Source organism: Colwellia sp. TT2012 (assembly GCF_001440345.1).
GTDB lineage: Bacteria > Pseudomonadota > Gammaproteobacteria > Enterobacterales > Alteromonadaceae > Colwellia.
In genome coordinates this window covers 42,536-58,782 of record NZ_LJYX01000015.1, presented here as the reverse complement: position 1 = coordinate 58,782, position 16,247 = coordinate 42,536, and the positions used below count along the sequence as shown (strand labels likewise).

Below are 16,247 nucleotides of genomic sequence, written 5' to 3'. Positions count from 1 at the left end.
GAACGTTCACCCTTTAATTGCCTAACCCACTTGTCCATCGCAGATTTACTTACATTCAGGGATTCAGCCGCTTCTTTTACGGTGTGATCACCATCAACAACTAATTGCGCTGCTTCAAGTTTAAATTCTGCTGAAAATGTCGGTCTTGTTTGTTTGGTCATTTTGTCACCTAAGTAGTATGAGATGCATAATAACACCTCTAATTAGGTGGCCAAATTAACTATGCCACTTCAGTTAATGGATTGATGAAAGAATTATTAGAAGGACATCTTAGAGAGTATTTAGGTGTAGATGGTCTAAGTCAAGACCAAAGAAAAGTAGAGGTCGAACAAGTAATATCTGTTCTAAAAAGTTACCTTAAATAACAACTTTTCATTAGATTTAATTAAAAACCGATTGCCACTCGGTTTTTAATGTGACATTATCACACTACTTAAATGGGGTGATGAAAGACTATGCAACTCGGTGAACTAGAAAAACAAGTATTGGAATATCTTTGGAAAACACAGCCTGCTGATGCTAAACAAGTGCATAGCTATTTTGAAAAAAATAGAGGTGGCTCTTTGAATACCATCCAAAGCACTTTAGAGCGGTTGTTTAAAAAAGAGCTTCTAGGGCGAGTCAAAAATGGGCATGCTTATCAATATTATCCCAAGGTTTCACGTCATGATTTAATTGGTCAATTGATCAAAAATGTTACCAATGATTTTGTTGAAGACGAAAATAGCGTTATCGCGGCATTCTCTTCTATTTCATCTGATTTAGATGAAAAGCAGTTGGATAAACTCGAAGCCATGATTGCACAACAACGTCAAAAATTACAGAAAACTGCTGAAAAATGATTTATGGCCAATGGGCATTAGCATTTAACTTGCTTACTGTGGCTGTTTTAGCCTTTACTATTGCCAATATATTTGTGTCATTTATTTTTTGGACTGCAAAAGATAAACTAAAAGATTATGCAGTATCCACCCGTAAATCTTTATTATGGTTGTTTGTACTTGCTCCTTGGCTTGTTGCTTTACTTGTTACACTTTTATTTAGCCCTTTATTTCAAAGCGGTTCGGTATTTGTCTGGCTAACTGATTTAGCTCATTGGCATCACCCTGATATTTTTTATTTTTTCAGTTGGCATAGTTTTAGCCTACTCATTTTTATTGGTTTTAGTTGCTATATTGTCATACAAAAAATGAGGGTTTTTTATCAAAATCATCATCAGGTCAATCTATTACGTGCTTTAGGTACTTCGAGGACTGAACAGGTGTACATCATTGAATCGTCAATCCCAACGGCATTCACTGGTGGGTTACTAAAACCATCATGTTTTGTTTCTACAGGTCTCATCGAACAACTAAGCAGCGATGACATTGACATAATAATTCAGCATGAACTCGCTCATTTGTACTATTCTGACCCATTAAAAAAATGGTTTTTTTCATTTTTTTCTGCTTATTTCACTGCTCATGTTAGAAAATTATTGAGTGCTATGATGTCGCTCTCAATGGAGCAAGACGCGGATTCATTTTTTATTAACAAACAACAACAACAACAGTCATATAAGGTTGCCAGCACCTTGATCAGGTTTACTAAATTGGCAGCTAATTACTCTATTCATCCACAATACAAAAATGAATTATTTGTTCATTTCTGTCGTGATTCACTCGAACAGAGGGTGATGCATTTACTCAACGACAATCAACTAAAACCATTTCCTCTAAGCGTTGTTTTGATAGCAATACTGCTCTTAGCTTTAGTTTCAACCATGTCGGTAGATAGCCTTCACCACGTAATTGAAACGCTATTTACTCATTAAACACACATTTATAATCTTACTCTAAGGTATTGAGAATGACATTTTTTTTAAAAACACGTTCTTGTAAAAAACCGATTGCCAGTCGGTTTTTTGCAAGGGTTCATCCCAAGCGTAAGAGTATTTTATTGATGCTTGCATCACTCTTACCAATCTCGGCTTTTGCCCAAGAAGCTCCTTTGATTGCCGTTGATTTACGTAGCGCTGTTGATTTACGTACTGCCATAGTAAAAACAATAAGTATGCATGTAGAACTTAAATCATTCATCAACCAAACAGAGGTTTATGCTGGCTATGCTCAACAAGCAGGGGTTCAATCTAGGCCAATAATCAGCTTTTCAATTGAAGATGCCTTAGGGACTGGTGAGCATAGCGGCTTCAAAAGTGCCCAATCTACCTTGTCGATATCTTGGTTATTAGATGGAGAGTTAGTGAAACGTAAAATGGCAACAGCCAAACGGTATGGCTCAACCGTTGCTTTAGAGCGTGAAATTAAAGCGTTAGATTTAGCCGCACAAACGGCACGTTATTTTATACAGGTCTTAGTTAATAAAGAACGATTGAAATTAGCAAAAATCAACTTAAAGCAAGCTAATCATTCATTGAAAGCAGTGAATAAAAGGGTAAAAGCGGGAAAGTCTTCTTTAGTGAATAAATTAAAGTCTCAAGCTGAAGTGGCTAAACGAGCACTAGAGGTCGAGGACTTAACACACGAAGTTGATGCCAGTAAATTTCAATTATTTGCACAATGGACACAAAAAAACAGTGGGGATTTCGATAACGAACAACATAAGGAAACTAAGGTAATTGGATCATTGCTATCTTTGCCATTAAGTGACAACTCTGATTTTGATTCATTTTCTAATAAATTATTTAGTAAACTAACGCAAACACCTTCAGTAAACCTTTTTGCAACTAAGCAGCGGATTGCCCAATCAGAAATAGAGCTTGCACGCATTGAAACCAAACCATTATGGAAGTTTTCAACTGGCTTACGTCGTTATGAAACAACAGATGATTTTGGTTTAATCGCTGGTATTTCAATTCCTTTTGGTGATTCAAATCAAAATGAAGGAAAAATAAGAGCCTTACGTGCCTCCAAAAATCAGTTAGAAACAGAGTCACTCGCTCTCGTTCATAAGCTTAACACTCAGTTATATGTACTTATCGAGCAAATTAAGCACGCATCGCATGTTATTCATGCGGTAACATACAAAATCATTCCCGTGTTAGAAGAAGCCTTTATCGAGGCCGAGAAAGCCTACAACGTTGGCAGGTATAGCTATACCGAGTGGATGAATACTCAACAAGAATTACTCAATGCTCAATCAGATTTGATAGGCGCTTATCAAAACGCTCACTTAAATAACATTGAAATAGAGCGTTTAACCGGTATGTCCCTATTTACCATCAATAAAGCCTCTAATGCTCCCTTTAACACCCCTTTTAACGAAAAAAGTAACGAGAAATAACCATGAGATCAACATTTCAAATATTAGCGCTAATAAGCACACTCTGTTTTGTTAGCTTAAGTGCAAGTTTCTCAAGCTACGCAGTTTCTCAGCAAAAGGTTGAAGAGGCAGAACCAGAGAAAGGACCCAATCGTGGTCGAATGTTACGTGAAGATAATTTTGCTATTGAGTTAGCCATTTTCGAAACAGGCGTTCCTCCTGAATTTCGTGTATGGGCAACAAAAGATGGCAAAGCAATTGATTCATCAAAGGTTAGTCTTAATGTAAAGCTTATCCGATTAGGCGATGGTACAGATGACATAGGCTTCTACCAAGAAGGAGAGTATCTTCGTGGTGATATGGTTATCTATGAACCTCACTCATTTATTGTTTCTGTCACCGCTAAATATCAAGGGAAAACTTACAATTGGCAATATGACAACTTTGAAGGACGGACAAAAATTGCTGGAGACATAGCACAAGCAATGGATATTTTTACTGAAGTTGTTACCCCATCTACCTTTCATGAAACAGTAAAAGTTTATGGAAAACTAGTTTTACCTAGCGATGCAACCAGTCATGTTTATGCTCGCTTCGAAGGGGTAGTGAAAACAGTTCATGTCAAATTGGGTGATACAGTTAAGAAAGGTCAATTACTCCTTACGGTAGAAAGTAACGAAAGCCTGCAATCATACCAAATATTTGCCTCTCAAAATGGCATTGTTAGCGCTGTTCATGTTACCTCAGGCGAACAATCTAAAGGCCGTGCTTTACTCAAAATAACCAACAATGAAACTTTAATTGCGGAGTTGGCTGTTTTCCCAATGGATTTACCCACGGTGAACATTGGCGCAAAAACAACGTTAAGCATTAATGGTGTTGAAGAAAAACAACTCAGTAAAATTGATAGCCGAGTGCTAAAAATTAGAAGTGATCAAGCAAAAATATTCCGTGTCTTAGTCAATAATACGGAGTCTTTATTTTCTGAAGGTTCATTTGTGAGTGCGGAAATTGAAATTGGCTCATTTGATGTGGCGATAGCAGTAAAGCGTAACGCCTTGCAGAGCTTCCGTGACTTTACCGTCGTGTACGCCAAAGTCGGTGATGAGTATGAAGTAAGAATGCTTGAATTAGGGCGAATTGTGGGTGATGAAATTGAAGTACTAGGTGGTATTTCCATTGGTACCGAATACGTCACCAAGAATAGCTATATTCTCAAAGCCGATATAGAAAAATCTGGCGCATCACACGATCACTAAGTGTTACTGACAAAAGCTTATTAAGGTTTAGCTAATTTTTAGCTAAGTAAAGGAATAAAAATGCTCGAATATTTACTTAGATTTTCTATCCGTAGAAACTCAATCATTATGCTGGCAGTGCTCGCTTTTGCAGGGCTTGGCATTTGGAATTTTACTAATCTAAGGATTGATGCCGTACCTGATATTACTAATGTTCAGGTAATAATCAACACTGAAGCACCAGGTTATACGCCACTTGAAGTAGAACAACGGGTAACTTATCCATTAGAAACAGCATTAGCTGGCATACCTAATTTAGTCAGCACACGTTCAGTATCTCGCTATGGATTAGCGCAAGTTACCGCCATATTTAGTGATGAAACCGATATTTATTTTGCTAGACAGCTAGTTAATGAAAGATTAATGTCAGCAAAATCAGATTTACCTTTTGGCTTAGAGCCAGAGCTTGGTCCAATAGCAACCGGATTAGGCGAAATCTTCATGTTTACGGTTGATGCCGAGCCTGGTGCACGCAATGATGAGGGTAAACTTATAACACCTACGGATTTAAGAACCGTGCATGATTGGATCATTCGACCCCAGCTAATGCAAGTGCAAGGTGTGGTGGAAGTGAACCCCATTGGTGGTTTTAAACGTGAAATACTCATCGCTTTTGAGCCTGAAAAATTATTGGCCTTTGGTGTTAGTCAACAAGATGTTATTCAAGCAATCCAAGATAATAATAGCAATAAGGGTGCAGGTTTTATTGAGAAAAATGGTGCTCAGTGGCTAATACGTATTCCAGGACAAGTGCAAAGCTTGCAGGCTTTAGCTGATATTCCATTAAGAACCACCGATGGTAGTGTGATCCGAATTTCAGACGTGGCAAAAGTACAAGAAGGCAAAGAATTAAGAACGGGCGCTGCAACTCAAAATGGTAGAGAAGTGGTGATGAGCACTGTCTTTATGCTCATCGGGGAAAACAGCCAAAAAGTAGCTAAAGCAGTTGGCATTAAATTAGACGAAATAAAAAGCTCTTTACCCAAAGGGATAACGGTTACTGCTGTTTATGATCGGACAAAACTGGTTGAAAAAACACTTGATACGGTAAAAATGAACCTACTTGAAGGCGCTTTGTTAGTCATCGTGGTGTTGTTTTTACTACTTGGTAATATGCGAGCGGCACTGCTTACGGCTGCCGTGATCCCATTTGCCATGTTAATGACAATAACAGGCATGGTACAAGCGGGAGTGAGTGCTAATTTAATGAGTTTAGGGGCACTGGATTTTGGTCTACTGGTTGATGGTGCGATTATTATAGTTGAAAACTGTTTGAGGAGGCTGAGTTCAGCGTCGGTCAATGGCCGTACGATGCCAGTCAATGAACGTTTAACCTTGGTATTTGAAGCGACGAAAGAAGTTATTCGTCCGGCATTGTTTGGTGTGTTTATTATCACAGTGGTTTATTTACCTATTTTTGCCCTTACGGGGGTTGAAGGTAAAATGTTCCACCCTATGGCCATTACGGTTGTGATTGCTTTATGTTGCGCCATGCTCTTATCGGTCACTTTTGTGCCAGCAGCAATCGCTATTTTATTTAAAGGTCCTGTTAAAGAAAAAGACAACATTATCATGAAGTCATCTTTGGCACTGTATCGCCCGACATTGAATTTTGCCCTTAAAGCTCGTTGGTTGATTGTAGTATTAGCGGTTGGACTGGTGGGCTTAGCAGGATTCTCCACGACTAAACTCGGTAGTGAATTTGTGCCAAACCTTGATGAAGGTGATATAGCCATGCATGCCTTACGTATTCCAGGCACATCGTTATCGCAATCCGTTGAGTTACAAAAGATATTAGAAGAAAAAATTGCTCTAATGCCAGAAGTAGAACTGGTCTTTGCAAAAATAGGGACCGCAGATGTTGCGACAGATGCTGTGCCACCGAGCGTTGCTGATAACTTTATTATTTTAAAACCACGTAGCGAATGGCCTGATCCAAATAAGTCTAAAGCACAATTTGTCGAAGAATTAGCGGCAGTTGTTGAGCCGATACCCGGTAATCGATATGAATTTCTTCAACCGATACAAATGCGCTTTAATGAATTACTTGCAGGTGTTCGAGCTGAACTTGCTATTAAAGTATTTGGTGATGACTTTGAAACATTAACGGCTTTAGGAAGCAGTATAAATGCTGCAATTGCCAACGTAGAAGGTATTGCAGATGTTCAAGTTGAGCGAACTACGGGTTTACCTATGTTGACCATTAATCCTAAGCTTGAGCAACTGGCAAAGTATGGTATCAGCATAAAACAGTTACAAGATCAGTTAGCAACCGCCTTAGGGGGGACAGTTGCGGGTAAATTCTATCAAGGTGATCAACGTTCTGATATTGTTGTACGTTTACCTGAAGCATTAAGAACCGATATTGATGCCCTTGCTTATTTGCCCATTCAAATGATTGATAACAGCTATGTGCCATTACAAGAAGTGGCTGAGCTACTCTTAATTGAAGGCATAAATCAGGTTAACAGAGAAAATGGTAAACGTCGTATAGTGGTTACCGCTAATGTTAGGGGGAGGGATTTAGGTTCATTTGTTCAGGATATTCAACGGGTAATCGAAACATCTGTTGACATCCCAGCAGGTTACTGGATTGAATATGGCGGCACTTATCAAAAACTACAATCAGCAGTTAAGCGATTATCTATTGTGGTTCCTATTACTTTAGTCATGATCATAGGTTTACTTTTCTTCGCATTAGGCTCATTTAAAGATTCGATGATTATCTTTACCGGTGTGCCTTTGGCCCTAACTGGCGGCATATTTGCTTTATTACTAAGAGATATACCTTTTTCAATTTCAGCGGCCGTAGGCTTTATCGCGTTGTCGGGCATAGCGATATTAAATGGTTTGGTTATGGTGTCATTTATCAGAGATTTGCGTCGAGACGGTGCTGCATTAGATACCGCTATTATTGAAGGAGCTTTGACCAGACTAAGACCTGTACTTACAACAGCACTTGTTGCCTCACTAGGTTTTGTGCCAATGGCGCTTAATACTGGCATTGGCTCTGAGGTTCAACGTCCACTAGCAACGGTAGTCATTGGTGGAGTAATTTCATCGACACTATTAACGCTATTTGTTCTTCCTGCGTTATACCGTTTATTACATAATAACAAAGAAAAATTTCATTCAAAGGAAACAGTTAATGTTTAATATTTCACAACGTTATGGCTTACTTAGTTTTATTGCCCTAATTGCCATATGGTTACCTATCGAAGTTTTTGCCCATGGTGTCGATGAGAGTACTCGTGCCTTTTTGCAGCAGAATACGGGCATACAAATAATTCCATTTTTGTATATCGGTGCTAAGCACATGGTGACGGGGTACGATCATTTATTGTTTCTCGTCGGTGTAATTTTCTTCTTATATAGAAGCCGAGATGTTTTGTTGTATGTCAGCATGTTTACACTGGGGCACAGTATAACGTTGCTTTATGGCGTGATCAGTGACATTCAAGTTAACGCCTATTTAATTGATGCAATCATCGGCCTCTCAGTTGTCTATAAAGGCTTTGACAATTTAGGTGGCTTTAAACGGCTTTTCGGTAAATCACCCAATGCAAAGTTAGCTGTGCTGATCTTTGGTCTTTTTCATGGTTTTGGTTTAGCCACCAAATTACAAGAATTTCAACTACCTGATGACGGTTTAATTGCCAATCTAATTGCCTTTAATGTTGGGGTTGAACTAGGTCAATTTACCGCCTTAGCCTTCATCCTATTAATTATTAACTTTTGGCGTAAACATAGTAGTTTTACTCGTTTTGCGACGAACACTAACTGCTTGCTGATGAGTGCTGGATTTACGTTAGTAGGTTTTCAACTGACGGGCTATTTCATTAACTAATTTACTAATTTACTAATTTACTAATTTTTTAAGTATTAAACTTTTACCTATTTTAAGAGATAAAACGATGCAACAAACAACTCCACAAACTATTACATTAACGAATGCAGCGCTGATCAAATACACAATGTTCAGCTTAGTATTCGCAATCGTCACGCTATTCACCATTATATTACCTGCTGAATACAACATCGATCCCACAGGTATAGGGCATGAACTTGGTTTAACAATTTTTCACCACGAAAAAGCTAATACCTCTGCTCAAAGCTCTACACAGAAAACATCAGAAAAATCAAAAGGTACAACAGAAACAATCGAAGTGATTGTTCCTGCTGGGCGCGGTGTTGAATACAAATTTATCATGACACAATATCAAAAACTTGAATACGAATGGATTACTGATGGTTCTACATTGTATTTTGACTTGCATGGAGAACCAGAAGGTGACACTACGGGATATTTTGAAAGTTATGCCATAGCAACATTGGGTGAAATGAAGGGGAGTTTTACTGCACCATTTTCAGGTTCTCATGGTTGGTACTGGAAAAACACCTCAGATTCACCTGTTAAAGTTCAGCTCATTGTAAAAGGCGAATATATGAAACATGGTCTTAAGTAATCACCACAAATAACCGAATAAAAAGTAAATACACTTTTAATTTTATTAAAACAACTGGAGTTCCAAAATTAAAAATCTAATGGCAGCTAAAGCTACTCAAAAACTAACTTTTAAGGATTTTGGTTTCAAGGTTGGAAAACTAAACGAGAATTGGAAAAACTTGACTATAGAAAATTTCAAATTACATGCAGCGGAAGGTAATCGCTATGTTGTTAGGGCTAACAATAAAACAATTGCTCAGGTGTTGTCTTTATTCTTTTTGTCTGCTTAGCTGTGGTGTTGCCTGCGATACAAGCTTGTTTCCATGTGCTGATTTGCTCAGGATATAAACCCTTAACTCGACAATACTCACTTAACTCAACTGCCGATAGTGTTGCGGTTTCCAATACAACTGCAAACTTTTCCTCACTTGAGCACTTATCTGATGAACTTACTTTTGACACGTTTAAACCTGAGGTATTAAATTGCTTTTGCCAACTATACAGGGTTGAGAGGTTTATGCCTTCTTGCTCTGCAAACTTTCGGACTGACAAACCACTTTGACTAAGCTTGTTTAATATTGCTTTTTTAAATTGACTTGAATACCTTTGATAATCCACTCGCTTTAACTTACCGCACCCTGTTTATTTATAAAATTAATTGAGGCGACAACAATCCTGACACAGGGGGATTTAATGACGATGGTTATTGCAGGCACGATAGTATGATCCAGTACCCGTACATTTCTTCTTTTTAAAAACCTTAAAAACCTCAAAAACCAGATATAAATAGCACCATCTAACGTATTCTTGGTGCGCACAGAGGACATAGGTAGTAACAGATATGAAAGGTCAACTTTCCGATCACATAGCTGACATAAATATCATACTTGTATGAAGTTTGGAGGGTAAAGGGCTTTTATTATTCCTATAATCAAAGACTTTTTTGGTGTTCGTCATTTAAGAGTGCATTAAACTGACCTTGTTATACAATGAAACATACAAGGTAAAATCTGAAAATGAGGTATACAACCCTCAGACTGGTCTTTGATGCAAAGTTGAACTTGATAAATTGGGCGTATATATTCCTGTACTCAATCGATGTAATGAGGAGAGAATTAATGAATGTAACGATATTGGGAGCCGGTGCTGGTGGTTCGGTTACAGCCTTCGATTACGCCAATCATGGGCATTCTGTCAGGCTGTTCGATTTTCCAGAGTTTCCCAGTAATATCGAGGCGATAGCCAACCAAGGAGGTATCTATGCAGAAGGAGATATCTCGGGGTTTAGCCCTGTAGCCTACGCAGGACATGACATCGATAAAGCGTTAGAAGATGCCGAGCTTATTTATGTCATAGGGCCTGCATTCAGCACATTACCATTCGGTGAAGCCTGTGCGGGCAAACTAAAGTCTGGACAAACCGTTATTATTAGCCCCGGGTCCTGTGCAGGTGCTCTAGTATTCAAGCAAGCTGCTGGACTGGGGCTTGAGGATGATTCTGTAAGGATTGCGGAAACCCACACTCTACAGTATGCCGTTCGCCTGATCGAAGCGGGCCGAGTGCATGTATTTCTTAAATTGAAAGCTGGCAATCTTCTGGCTGCGCTGCCTAGCCGACATACAGCTGACATATTGCAATTGATTGCGGATGTATATCCGGGAATGGAACCAGCACACAACGTGATCCAAACCAGTCTGCAAAATGCCAACCCCGTCATTCACCCTGCCGTATCCTTGACTAACGCAGCACGCATTGAAGGGGCAGGAGATTTCCTGTTCTACGAAGAAGGTGTGACCGATTCTGTGGGACGGCTCATTGAGGCTGTCGATCGGGAACGGATTGCCATCGGCGAGCGTCTGGGTATTACCATCCTCTCTGATCCTGAAATAGGCATACATCAGGGCTATATGCGGGAAAATAACTATGGCTCAGCTTATCGAAAAGCGCCTGGTTTTCAGGGTATTCCTGCCCAACCACAACTTGATCATCGTTATATTAATGAGGATGTAGGTTACGGTCTTGTGTTCATGTCTGGGCTGGCGAAGCAGGTCGGCGTAGATACTCCGAGCATTGATGCCATCATTCAGATCACGTCGGTACTCATGAATCGTGACTATGCAGCAGAGGCGCTACGCACCCCAAAATCACTCGGTATTGCGGGCCTGTCAGTAACAGAACTCTACAGCCTTTAATTCAACTATTCCGACATCTTTCAAGAGTATACGCTATAATGAAGACACAAAATTTACACTGACCATTTTACTACCTGTAGTAATCAGTTTAGTTATTGGAATTAGGTACTTTTGAACTAGTGTTTTAGAAAACTTATTCTAAATCCACATCTACACATCTACACATCTACATTTACTGTTTTATGGTTTCAAAGGGTAAGTATTTAACCCTTGAAATAAGATCAATCATTAAAAGGAAGAATAATGAAAATCACCATAATTGGAGCTGGTAACGCAGGTTCTGCTTGTGCGTTTATGGCTGCCGAGGCTGGACATAAAGTAAGACTATTGAAGACATCAAATCGTATTACACATGATGAGCACTTTGAAGCAATGGTCAGCAATAAAGGAATATATTGCGTCAATAACACCAACAATGGCCATTTTACCGACAGTGCCGTTGATGCCGAAAAAACTTTCCAACCATTGGAAATGATCACGCGAGATCCCAAAGAAGCGATTGAGGGAGCAGATGTTGTGATGATTTTCATTCAAACTACATACCATCAAGCTTTAGCTGAACGGATTGCAACGTATTTTCAGGATGATCAATTGGTCATGTTAGTCCCAGGATACGCAGGAAGTGTGTTTTATCATCAATTTTGCGATAATAATCCAATCTTTGCTGAGGGTGAATCAACCCCTAATGATGCAAGAATAGTCTCACCTGGTACAGTAAAAGTCTTATTCAAAAATGTCAGAAACTCTCTATCATTTTTTCCAGCTTCAAGAACTACTGAAGGCATGGCAATTGCCTCCCGTTTATTTCCTGCCTATAACATTGAAATGAACAACGTTCGAAAACATATATTCGAATCAGCACTACATAATCCCAATATCATTGTTCACACAGTGGGCATGTATGTTATGTACCCGATGCTTGAGTATTGTGCAAAACACCATCCTGATGAAGTTCCATATATGTACAGAGACGCACTTTCGACAGACATGGCATGGCTGATGATAGAGAAATTGGACGCGGAAAAAATGGCGGTATTAAATGCTCTAGGATGTGAAAAAATTCCTTATCTAGATGCTTGTTTATTTAGAAACGAAGAAGATCTCACGCAAAACCCAAGAGATGTATTTGAGAGTTATAAATTATCATCACCACCTGGCCCCTATAGTTTTGATAATCGTTACATTACAGAAGATGTTCCTATGGGATTGGTTTTATTAGCATCATTAGGTGATAAATTGAATATTGCTATGCCTGAGTGTCATCGCTTAATAGAGATGTGTGGTGGCATTTTAAAAAGAGATTTTTATAAGGAAGGAAGAACCTTAACTTCATTAGGTTTAGGTGCGTTATCAACAGAGGACCTATTATCTTTTGTCAATGACGGTATAGTACCAATCAAAAACTGATTGCATAATGAAGGAGGAGGTAAGTATAAATTTTATACTTACCTCCTCACTACACAAACCAATTTATTTTGAAAATTTCTTCTATGGTCAGCTATCCCTAAGATAGTGAGCATAAAAGTGAAGTCTTTTTTGCAATTAATTAGGACCACTTTGTGGTAAAAGTGAGCCTTAGCTTTTAACCCATGGATAGTTAAAAACAGTTCACCGCTAATGACTTCTTGGTGCGCAAAGGGGAAGTATGAGTTTCAAGTTTTAGTGTTTGTCGAGGTCAACTGAACAACAGTTAGTTGACCTCAGCAGGTCGACAGCCAACTTAATAATAATTGGTAAAGCGGACGTTCCCAAAATCGTTTTTGAGACTAATTTCATGATCAAAAAAGCATAATACAGTTATAGAACGAGAACAATAGCTATGACTGCTGCAAGCTCATTGCTGCCACTGAGAGTCCATCTTAGAACGCTAACTTTTACCAGACTTTAGCATTTAAGAAATTCTACTGACAATGTTTGTATGTTTTGATCTATAACGGACATAACTAAACAATCACATTACGCTAGTAGTTTCCTGGTAGCTGACATTCCCTATAGATGAAAACAGGTGTCGTTTGATGATAAAGTTTGCGACTGAATGGTTCAGTGTGAATGAAAGCTTTGAAGCGTCATTCGTAATTAATCTGGTAACTCTAACTTGGTACTGTCAACTTAAGCAAATTAGTAGTGACTAGCGCCAAAAATATGAGCGTAACTTATTGATTCATGGTCTAGATGAATTCAAAATTCAGGTAAACACCGCTTTTTATATTATATAGTGAGTGAGGCATACACTGAAATAAAAACCGGGGTTGGTGCCCCGGTTGATGTTTATAAAATTATAACGCTTTATGGATAGTCGAATGGGCCAACGGTGGACTCGTTATTAGCTGCATCCTTGGAACTAACGTAAAAGGTGTAGACACCCTTACCACCACGGAACTCCATACGATGTGATGTCACCAAAGCCGCATTGCTAAATTCACCACAACAGCTAAAGATAACCTTAGAGCTTGCGGGTTCATCAGTAGTCCATGTAATTTCAAAACTGTTGCCTTTTGTTTTTGCAGAGTTGACATTTGAAATCACCGGTGGCGTCGTATCTCCACCACTACCACCACTGCCAGCACTTACACTCACCGATTCATTGCGGGTATTGGATGCGCCCTTATTATCCGTTACCTTCAATGACACAATGAAAGTATCAGTTGCGCCGAAGGTATGGCTAGAAATAACCCCTGAGGCGCTGTTACCATCTCCAAAAGTCCAGGCATAGTCGTCAATAGTGCCATCAGGGTCGCTGCTGTCACTGCCATCAAATGTACACCTGAGATCAGGGCAATTCGAGGTAAAGGCAGCCGTGGGTGATTGATTGCTACTACCGCCACCACCGCCTAGGTACAGCCATGCATCATAAGCCTGGACTAATCCATAGCCATAGGCAGCATCACGGCCAGGTTCTCCAAGGTCGAGAGCAGTTTGTGTTAATGCATAACGAATGTCAGCGTTTGTAGAACCAGGAGAGCCACTCCAGACAAGTGCTGCAACACCTGAAACATGTGGTGTGGCCATTGATGTGCCATCCCATGCTTCATAACCGCTCCCAGGCTGAGTAAAAGTACTTGCTACAATACTAGAGAACCCTAGCTTAGCTGCAACAATCGCCTGACCATCAGCCTGACTCAATGAGATAGCTGGTATAGTTGAAGAATTACCCTCTCCTAATGTACCTACAAATCCACCAGGTTCATTATTATAGATGACAGCAGCAATGCCACCACCGATCCGCACATTCGAAACCTTTTCAAAAAAACTGATATCGCCACGTTCACACATAACTACCCGTTCAAACCAGCTGCCAGCACTGTCACATAAACCACCATTGATTACATCTCCTGTGATAGTAGCCAATGCTGCATATTTTATCTGACCACCACTATAGGTTGTACCATCAACAGTTAATGAATTATTAGCAGTCCAGGGTACTGTGCTTAAGACTGCAACACCAGGTGCAGCTATTTCAACCGAGCTGTTTTGTTGCGAAAAATCTGCAACCATATTATTTACATCAACTGCGGCGACTGACATCACGGAATTATAGGAAGCGGGGTAACTCTTGCGGTTATTACCATCATTACCAGCTGCGGCAATTAGCAGAATGCCATCATCGTATAACTTGGAAAATGCCCGTTCTTCTGTCCTACTCTTTGAAGTGCCTCCTAGGCTCATGCTGATAATATCTGCACGAGCAACCTGGCATCGATTAGCAGCATCCACCAGTGTGGAGCTATACGTCCACGCACAGGTTGAACCACCAAATACCTGGACAATGAATAATGAAGTGCTGCCAGGATTGACGCCAACTACACCTATGCCGTTATTGGTTGCGGTAATAGTACCGGTAACGTGTGTACCGTGACCACAGGTATCATTATTCCATCCGGATGATCCGGATGGAAAACCTCCAACTACATTCACGTCCATCATATCCTCATGGGCAGTATGCAATCCTGAATCAATCACACAGACCATTTTACCACTTCCGTCAGGAACCCCATAATCAACATAACCATCGCGATTAGCATCCCAGATATCTCGTGCCTGTACTGCATCAATACCATAAGGAACAGATTGAGCAGATGGGTATCGTTTTACATCCTCTTCAATCAGCTGGATATTAGGGTTATTTCTTAGCGCCTGGATAGCTTTTGTTGGCAGAGTTACAGCAGCGGCATTCAGATTATCAAAACGATAATGTATTTTTGCACCGGCTGTTGAAAGTGCACTGAGAGCCTGCTCTGATTTTTGTGGTGCAAATTGCACCCAAAGACGAGATGTGTCAGGTGCTGCAAAAATGAAATTTGAAGCTGTGAAGAAAAATACAATAATAAAACTTTTGACTAAAATACGCATCACTTTGTGCCCCATAAGTCATTTATTAATATCTTAATGTATCCCTTAAAAAAAATCTTCCTAGTAACTATATTAGCATAATAATAGAAAACTTAAGCTTTACGCTACTGCCGTCTTCGAGAGTCAATTCATATGCCAAGCATGCCGTTCACCAGAAGCCTCAATACCCCTGGTTTGGTACAGTGTTCGTCGACCTTATTCCTCTGACGGTATGGGCATTGAATCGGGATAGTACTTTGTTACGGCCAGCTTATTGAAAACCGCTGTATTGATGATTTCACTCACCGATTGAATCAAAAAACCAGAAGTTTTAGGCATTAATAGGCAAGCCATTGCTGTCAAGGGATTCCGTACTAAGCCAATAGCAATCTTGAACATTGTCGAAAGGACTGATTTGTTGTAATTGACCCGGCCAAGTTGGCCTGCTCTACAAAATAAATGTTTCCAAGTTTAGATTACGTGCAGGCAAGACCAGCACAACTAGTTCCATCTAGATTAAGCGCCGTTGGTAGTTAGTAGTCGTGTCCTGCCAAATCCAACTGACTGGCCCAGTCAATGGAGGACTGCCACGGCATTTTTCCGTTGTCCCCCAAGATGGTCGATAGGTTTGATAGACAATTCATGCGCCAATTTAAAATTTCGTCGCGATCTCATACCGTTAAAAATTTGAGTTTGAAGTATTGATGTGGGGGTCTATAT

Annotated in this window: 12 protein-coding genes and 1 pseudogene; 10 read left to right on the top strand and 3 right to left on the bottom strand. The window is 39.7% G+C overall.

Features of this window, described 5'->3' with window-relative positions:
* Nucleotides 1-161, bottom strand: a 161-nt coding sequence (locus tag ASU03_RS08715) for a transposase (protein WP_157465868.1), incomplete at its 3' end; no start/stop codon positions are given.
* Nucleotides 162-455: 294 nt separating this feature from the next.
* Here ASU03_RS08715 and ASU03_RS08710 point away from each other — a divergent pair.
* From ASU03_RS08710 to ASU03_RS21465, 8 genes are all read left to right on the top strand, one after another.
* Nucleotides 456-842, top strand: coding sequence for a BlaI/MecI/CopY family transcriptional regulator (locus ASU03_RS08710; RefSeq protein ID WP_057831473.1), 387 nt, complete (start codon nucleotides 456-458; stop codon nucleotides 840-842).
* Nucleotides 839-1,813 (top strand): M56 family metallopeptidase, encoded by a 975-nt coding sequence (locus tag ASU03_RS08705; RefSeq protein ID WP_057831472.1) that lies wholly within the window; start codon nucleotides 839-841, stop codon nucleotides 1,811-1,813. Before ASU03_RS08710 ends, ASU03_RS08705 begins: the two co-directional genes overlap by 4 nt.
* A gap of 35 nt (nucleotides 1,814-1,848) precedes the next feature.
* Nucleotides 1,849-3,282: a TolC family protein gene (locus tag ASU03_RS08700; RefSeq protein WP_231731542.1), complete on the top strand. Its 1,434-nt coding sequence runs from the start codon at nucleotides 1,849-1,851 to the stop codon at nucleotides 3,280-3,282.
* 2 nt (nucleotides 3,283-3,284) lie between these two features.
* Entirely contained in the window at nucleotides 3,285-4,520 is a 1,236-nt protein-coding gene (locus ASU03_RS08695; protein ID WP_057831471.1) for an efflux RND transporter periplasmic adaptor subunit, read from the top strand.
* Nucleotides 4,521-4,580: 60 nt separating this feature from the next.
* Complete coding sequence (locus ASU03_RS08690; protein ID WP_057831470.1) at nucleotides 4,581-7,715, top strand: efflux RND transporter permease subunit; 3,135 nt, start codon at nucleotides 4,581-4,583, stop codon at nucleotides 7,713-7,715.
* Nucleotides 7,708-8,406 (top strand): HupE/UreJ family protein, encoded by a 699-nt coding sequence (locus ASU03_RS08685; protein WP_057831469.1) that lies wholly within the window; start codon nucleotides 7,708-7,710, stop codon nucleotides 8,404-8,406. The genes ASU03_RS08690 and ASU03_RS08685 overlap by 8 nt, the downstream gene beginning before the upstream one ends.
* Nucleotides 8,407-8,473: 67 nt before the next feature.
* Entirely contained in the window at nucleotides 8,474-9,025 is a 552-nt protein-coding gene (locus tag ASU03_RS08680) for a hypothetical protein (protein WP_057831468.1), read from the top strand.
* A 79-nt stretch (nucleotides 9,026-9,104) separates the two neighbouring features.
* Nucleotides 9,105-9,296 (top strand): DUF6488 family protein, encoded by a 192-nt coding sequence (locus ASU03_RS21465; protein WP_231731541.1) that lies wholly within the window; start codon nucleotides 9,105-9,107, stop codon nucleotides 9,294-9,296.
* On the opposite strand, the pseudogene tnpA reads toward ASU03_RS21465, so the two are convergent.
* A pseudogene (tnpA, locus tag ASU03_RS08675) lies at nucleotides 9,259-9,624 on the bottom strand (IS66 family insertion sequence element accessory protein TnpA); the annotation flags it as partial. The gene ASU03_RS21465 and the pseudogene tnpA overlap by 38 nt on opposite strands.
* Nucleotides 9,625-10,124: 500 nt before the next feature.
* Between tnpA and ASU03_RS08670 the strand changes: the two are divergent.
* Nucleotides 10,125-11,198 (top strand): NAD/NADP octopine/nopaline dehydrogenase family protein, encoded by a 1,074-nt coding sequence (locus ASU03_RS08670; protein WP_057831476.1) that lies wholly within the window; start codon nucleotides 10,125-10,127, stop codon nucleotides 11,196-11,198.
* A gap of 243 nt (nucleotides 11,199-11,441) precedes the next feature.
* The gene (locus ASU03_RS08665) at nucleotides 11,442-12,605 is read left to right on the top strand and encodes an NAD/NADP-dependent octopine/nopaline dehydrogenase family protein (RefSeq protein ID WP_057831467.1); all 1,164 of its coding nucleotides are present in this window, start codon (nucleotides 11,442-11,444) and stop codon (nucleotides 12,603-12,605) included.
* 879 nt (nucleotides 12,606-13,484) lie between these two features.
* Here the strand turns inward: ASU03_RS08665 and ASU03_RS21770 are convergent.
* Entirely contained in the window at nucleotides 13,485-15,548 is a 2,064-nt protein-coding gene (locus ASU03_RS21770) for a S8 family serine peptidase (RefSeq protein ID WP_197411227.1), read from the bottom strand.
* Nucleotides 15,549-16,247: the final 699 nt, after the last annotated feature.

Bases quoted from the DNA above. Each gene is read 5' to 3' on its own strand.
- ASU03_RS08710 (WP_057831473.1), top strand. From the start codon at position 456: ATGCAACTCGGTGAACTAGAAAAACAAGTATTGGAATATCTTTGGAAA.
- ASU03_RS08705 (WP_057831472.1), top strand. From the start codon at position 839: ATGATTTATGGCCAATGGGCATTAGCATTTAACTTGCTTACTGTGGCT.
- ASU03_RS08680 (WP_057831468.1), top strand. From the start codon at position 8,474: ATGCAACAAACAACTCCACAAACTATTACATTAACGAATGCAGCGCTG.
- ASU03_RS08700 (WP_231731542.1), top strand. From the start codon at position 1,849: ATGACATTTTTTTTAAAAACACGTTCTTGTAAAAAACCGATTGCCAGT.
- ASU03_RS21770 (WP_197411227.1), bottom strand. From the start codon at position 15,548: ATGCGTATTTTAGTCAAAAGTTTTATTATTGTATTTTTCTTCACAGCT.
- ASU03_RS08690 (WP_057831470.1), top strand. From the start codon at position 4,581: ATGCTCGAATATTTACTTAGATTTTCTATCCGTAGAAACTCAATCATT.
- ASU03_RS08685 (WP_057831469.1), top strand. From the start codon at position 7,708: ATGTTTAATATTTCACAACGTTATGGCTTACTTAGTTTTATTGCCCTA.
- ASU03_RS08695 (WP_057831471.1), top strand. From the start codon at position 3,285: ATGAGATCAACATTTCAAATATTAGCGCTAATAAGCACACTCTGTTTT.
- ASU03_RS21465 (WP_231731541.1), top strand. From the start codon at position 9,105: ATGGCAGCTAAAGCTACTCAAAAACTAACTTTTAAGGATTTTGGTTTC.
- ASU03_RS08670 (WP_057831476.1), top strand. From the start codon at position 10,125: ATGAATGTAACGATATTGGGAGCCGGTGCTGGTGGTTCGGTTACAGCC.
- ASU03_RS08665 (WP_057831467.1), top strand. From the start codon at position 11,442: ATGAAAATCACCATAATTGGAGCTGGTAACGCAGGTTCTGCTTGTGCG.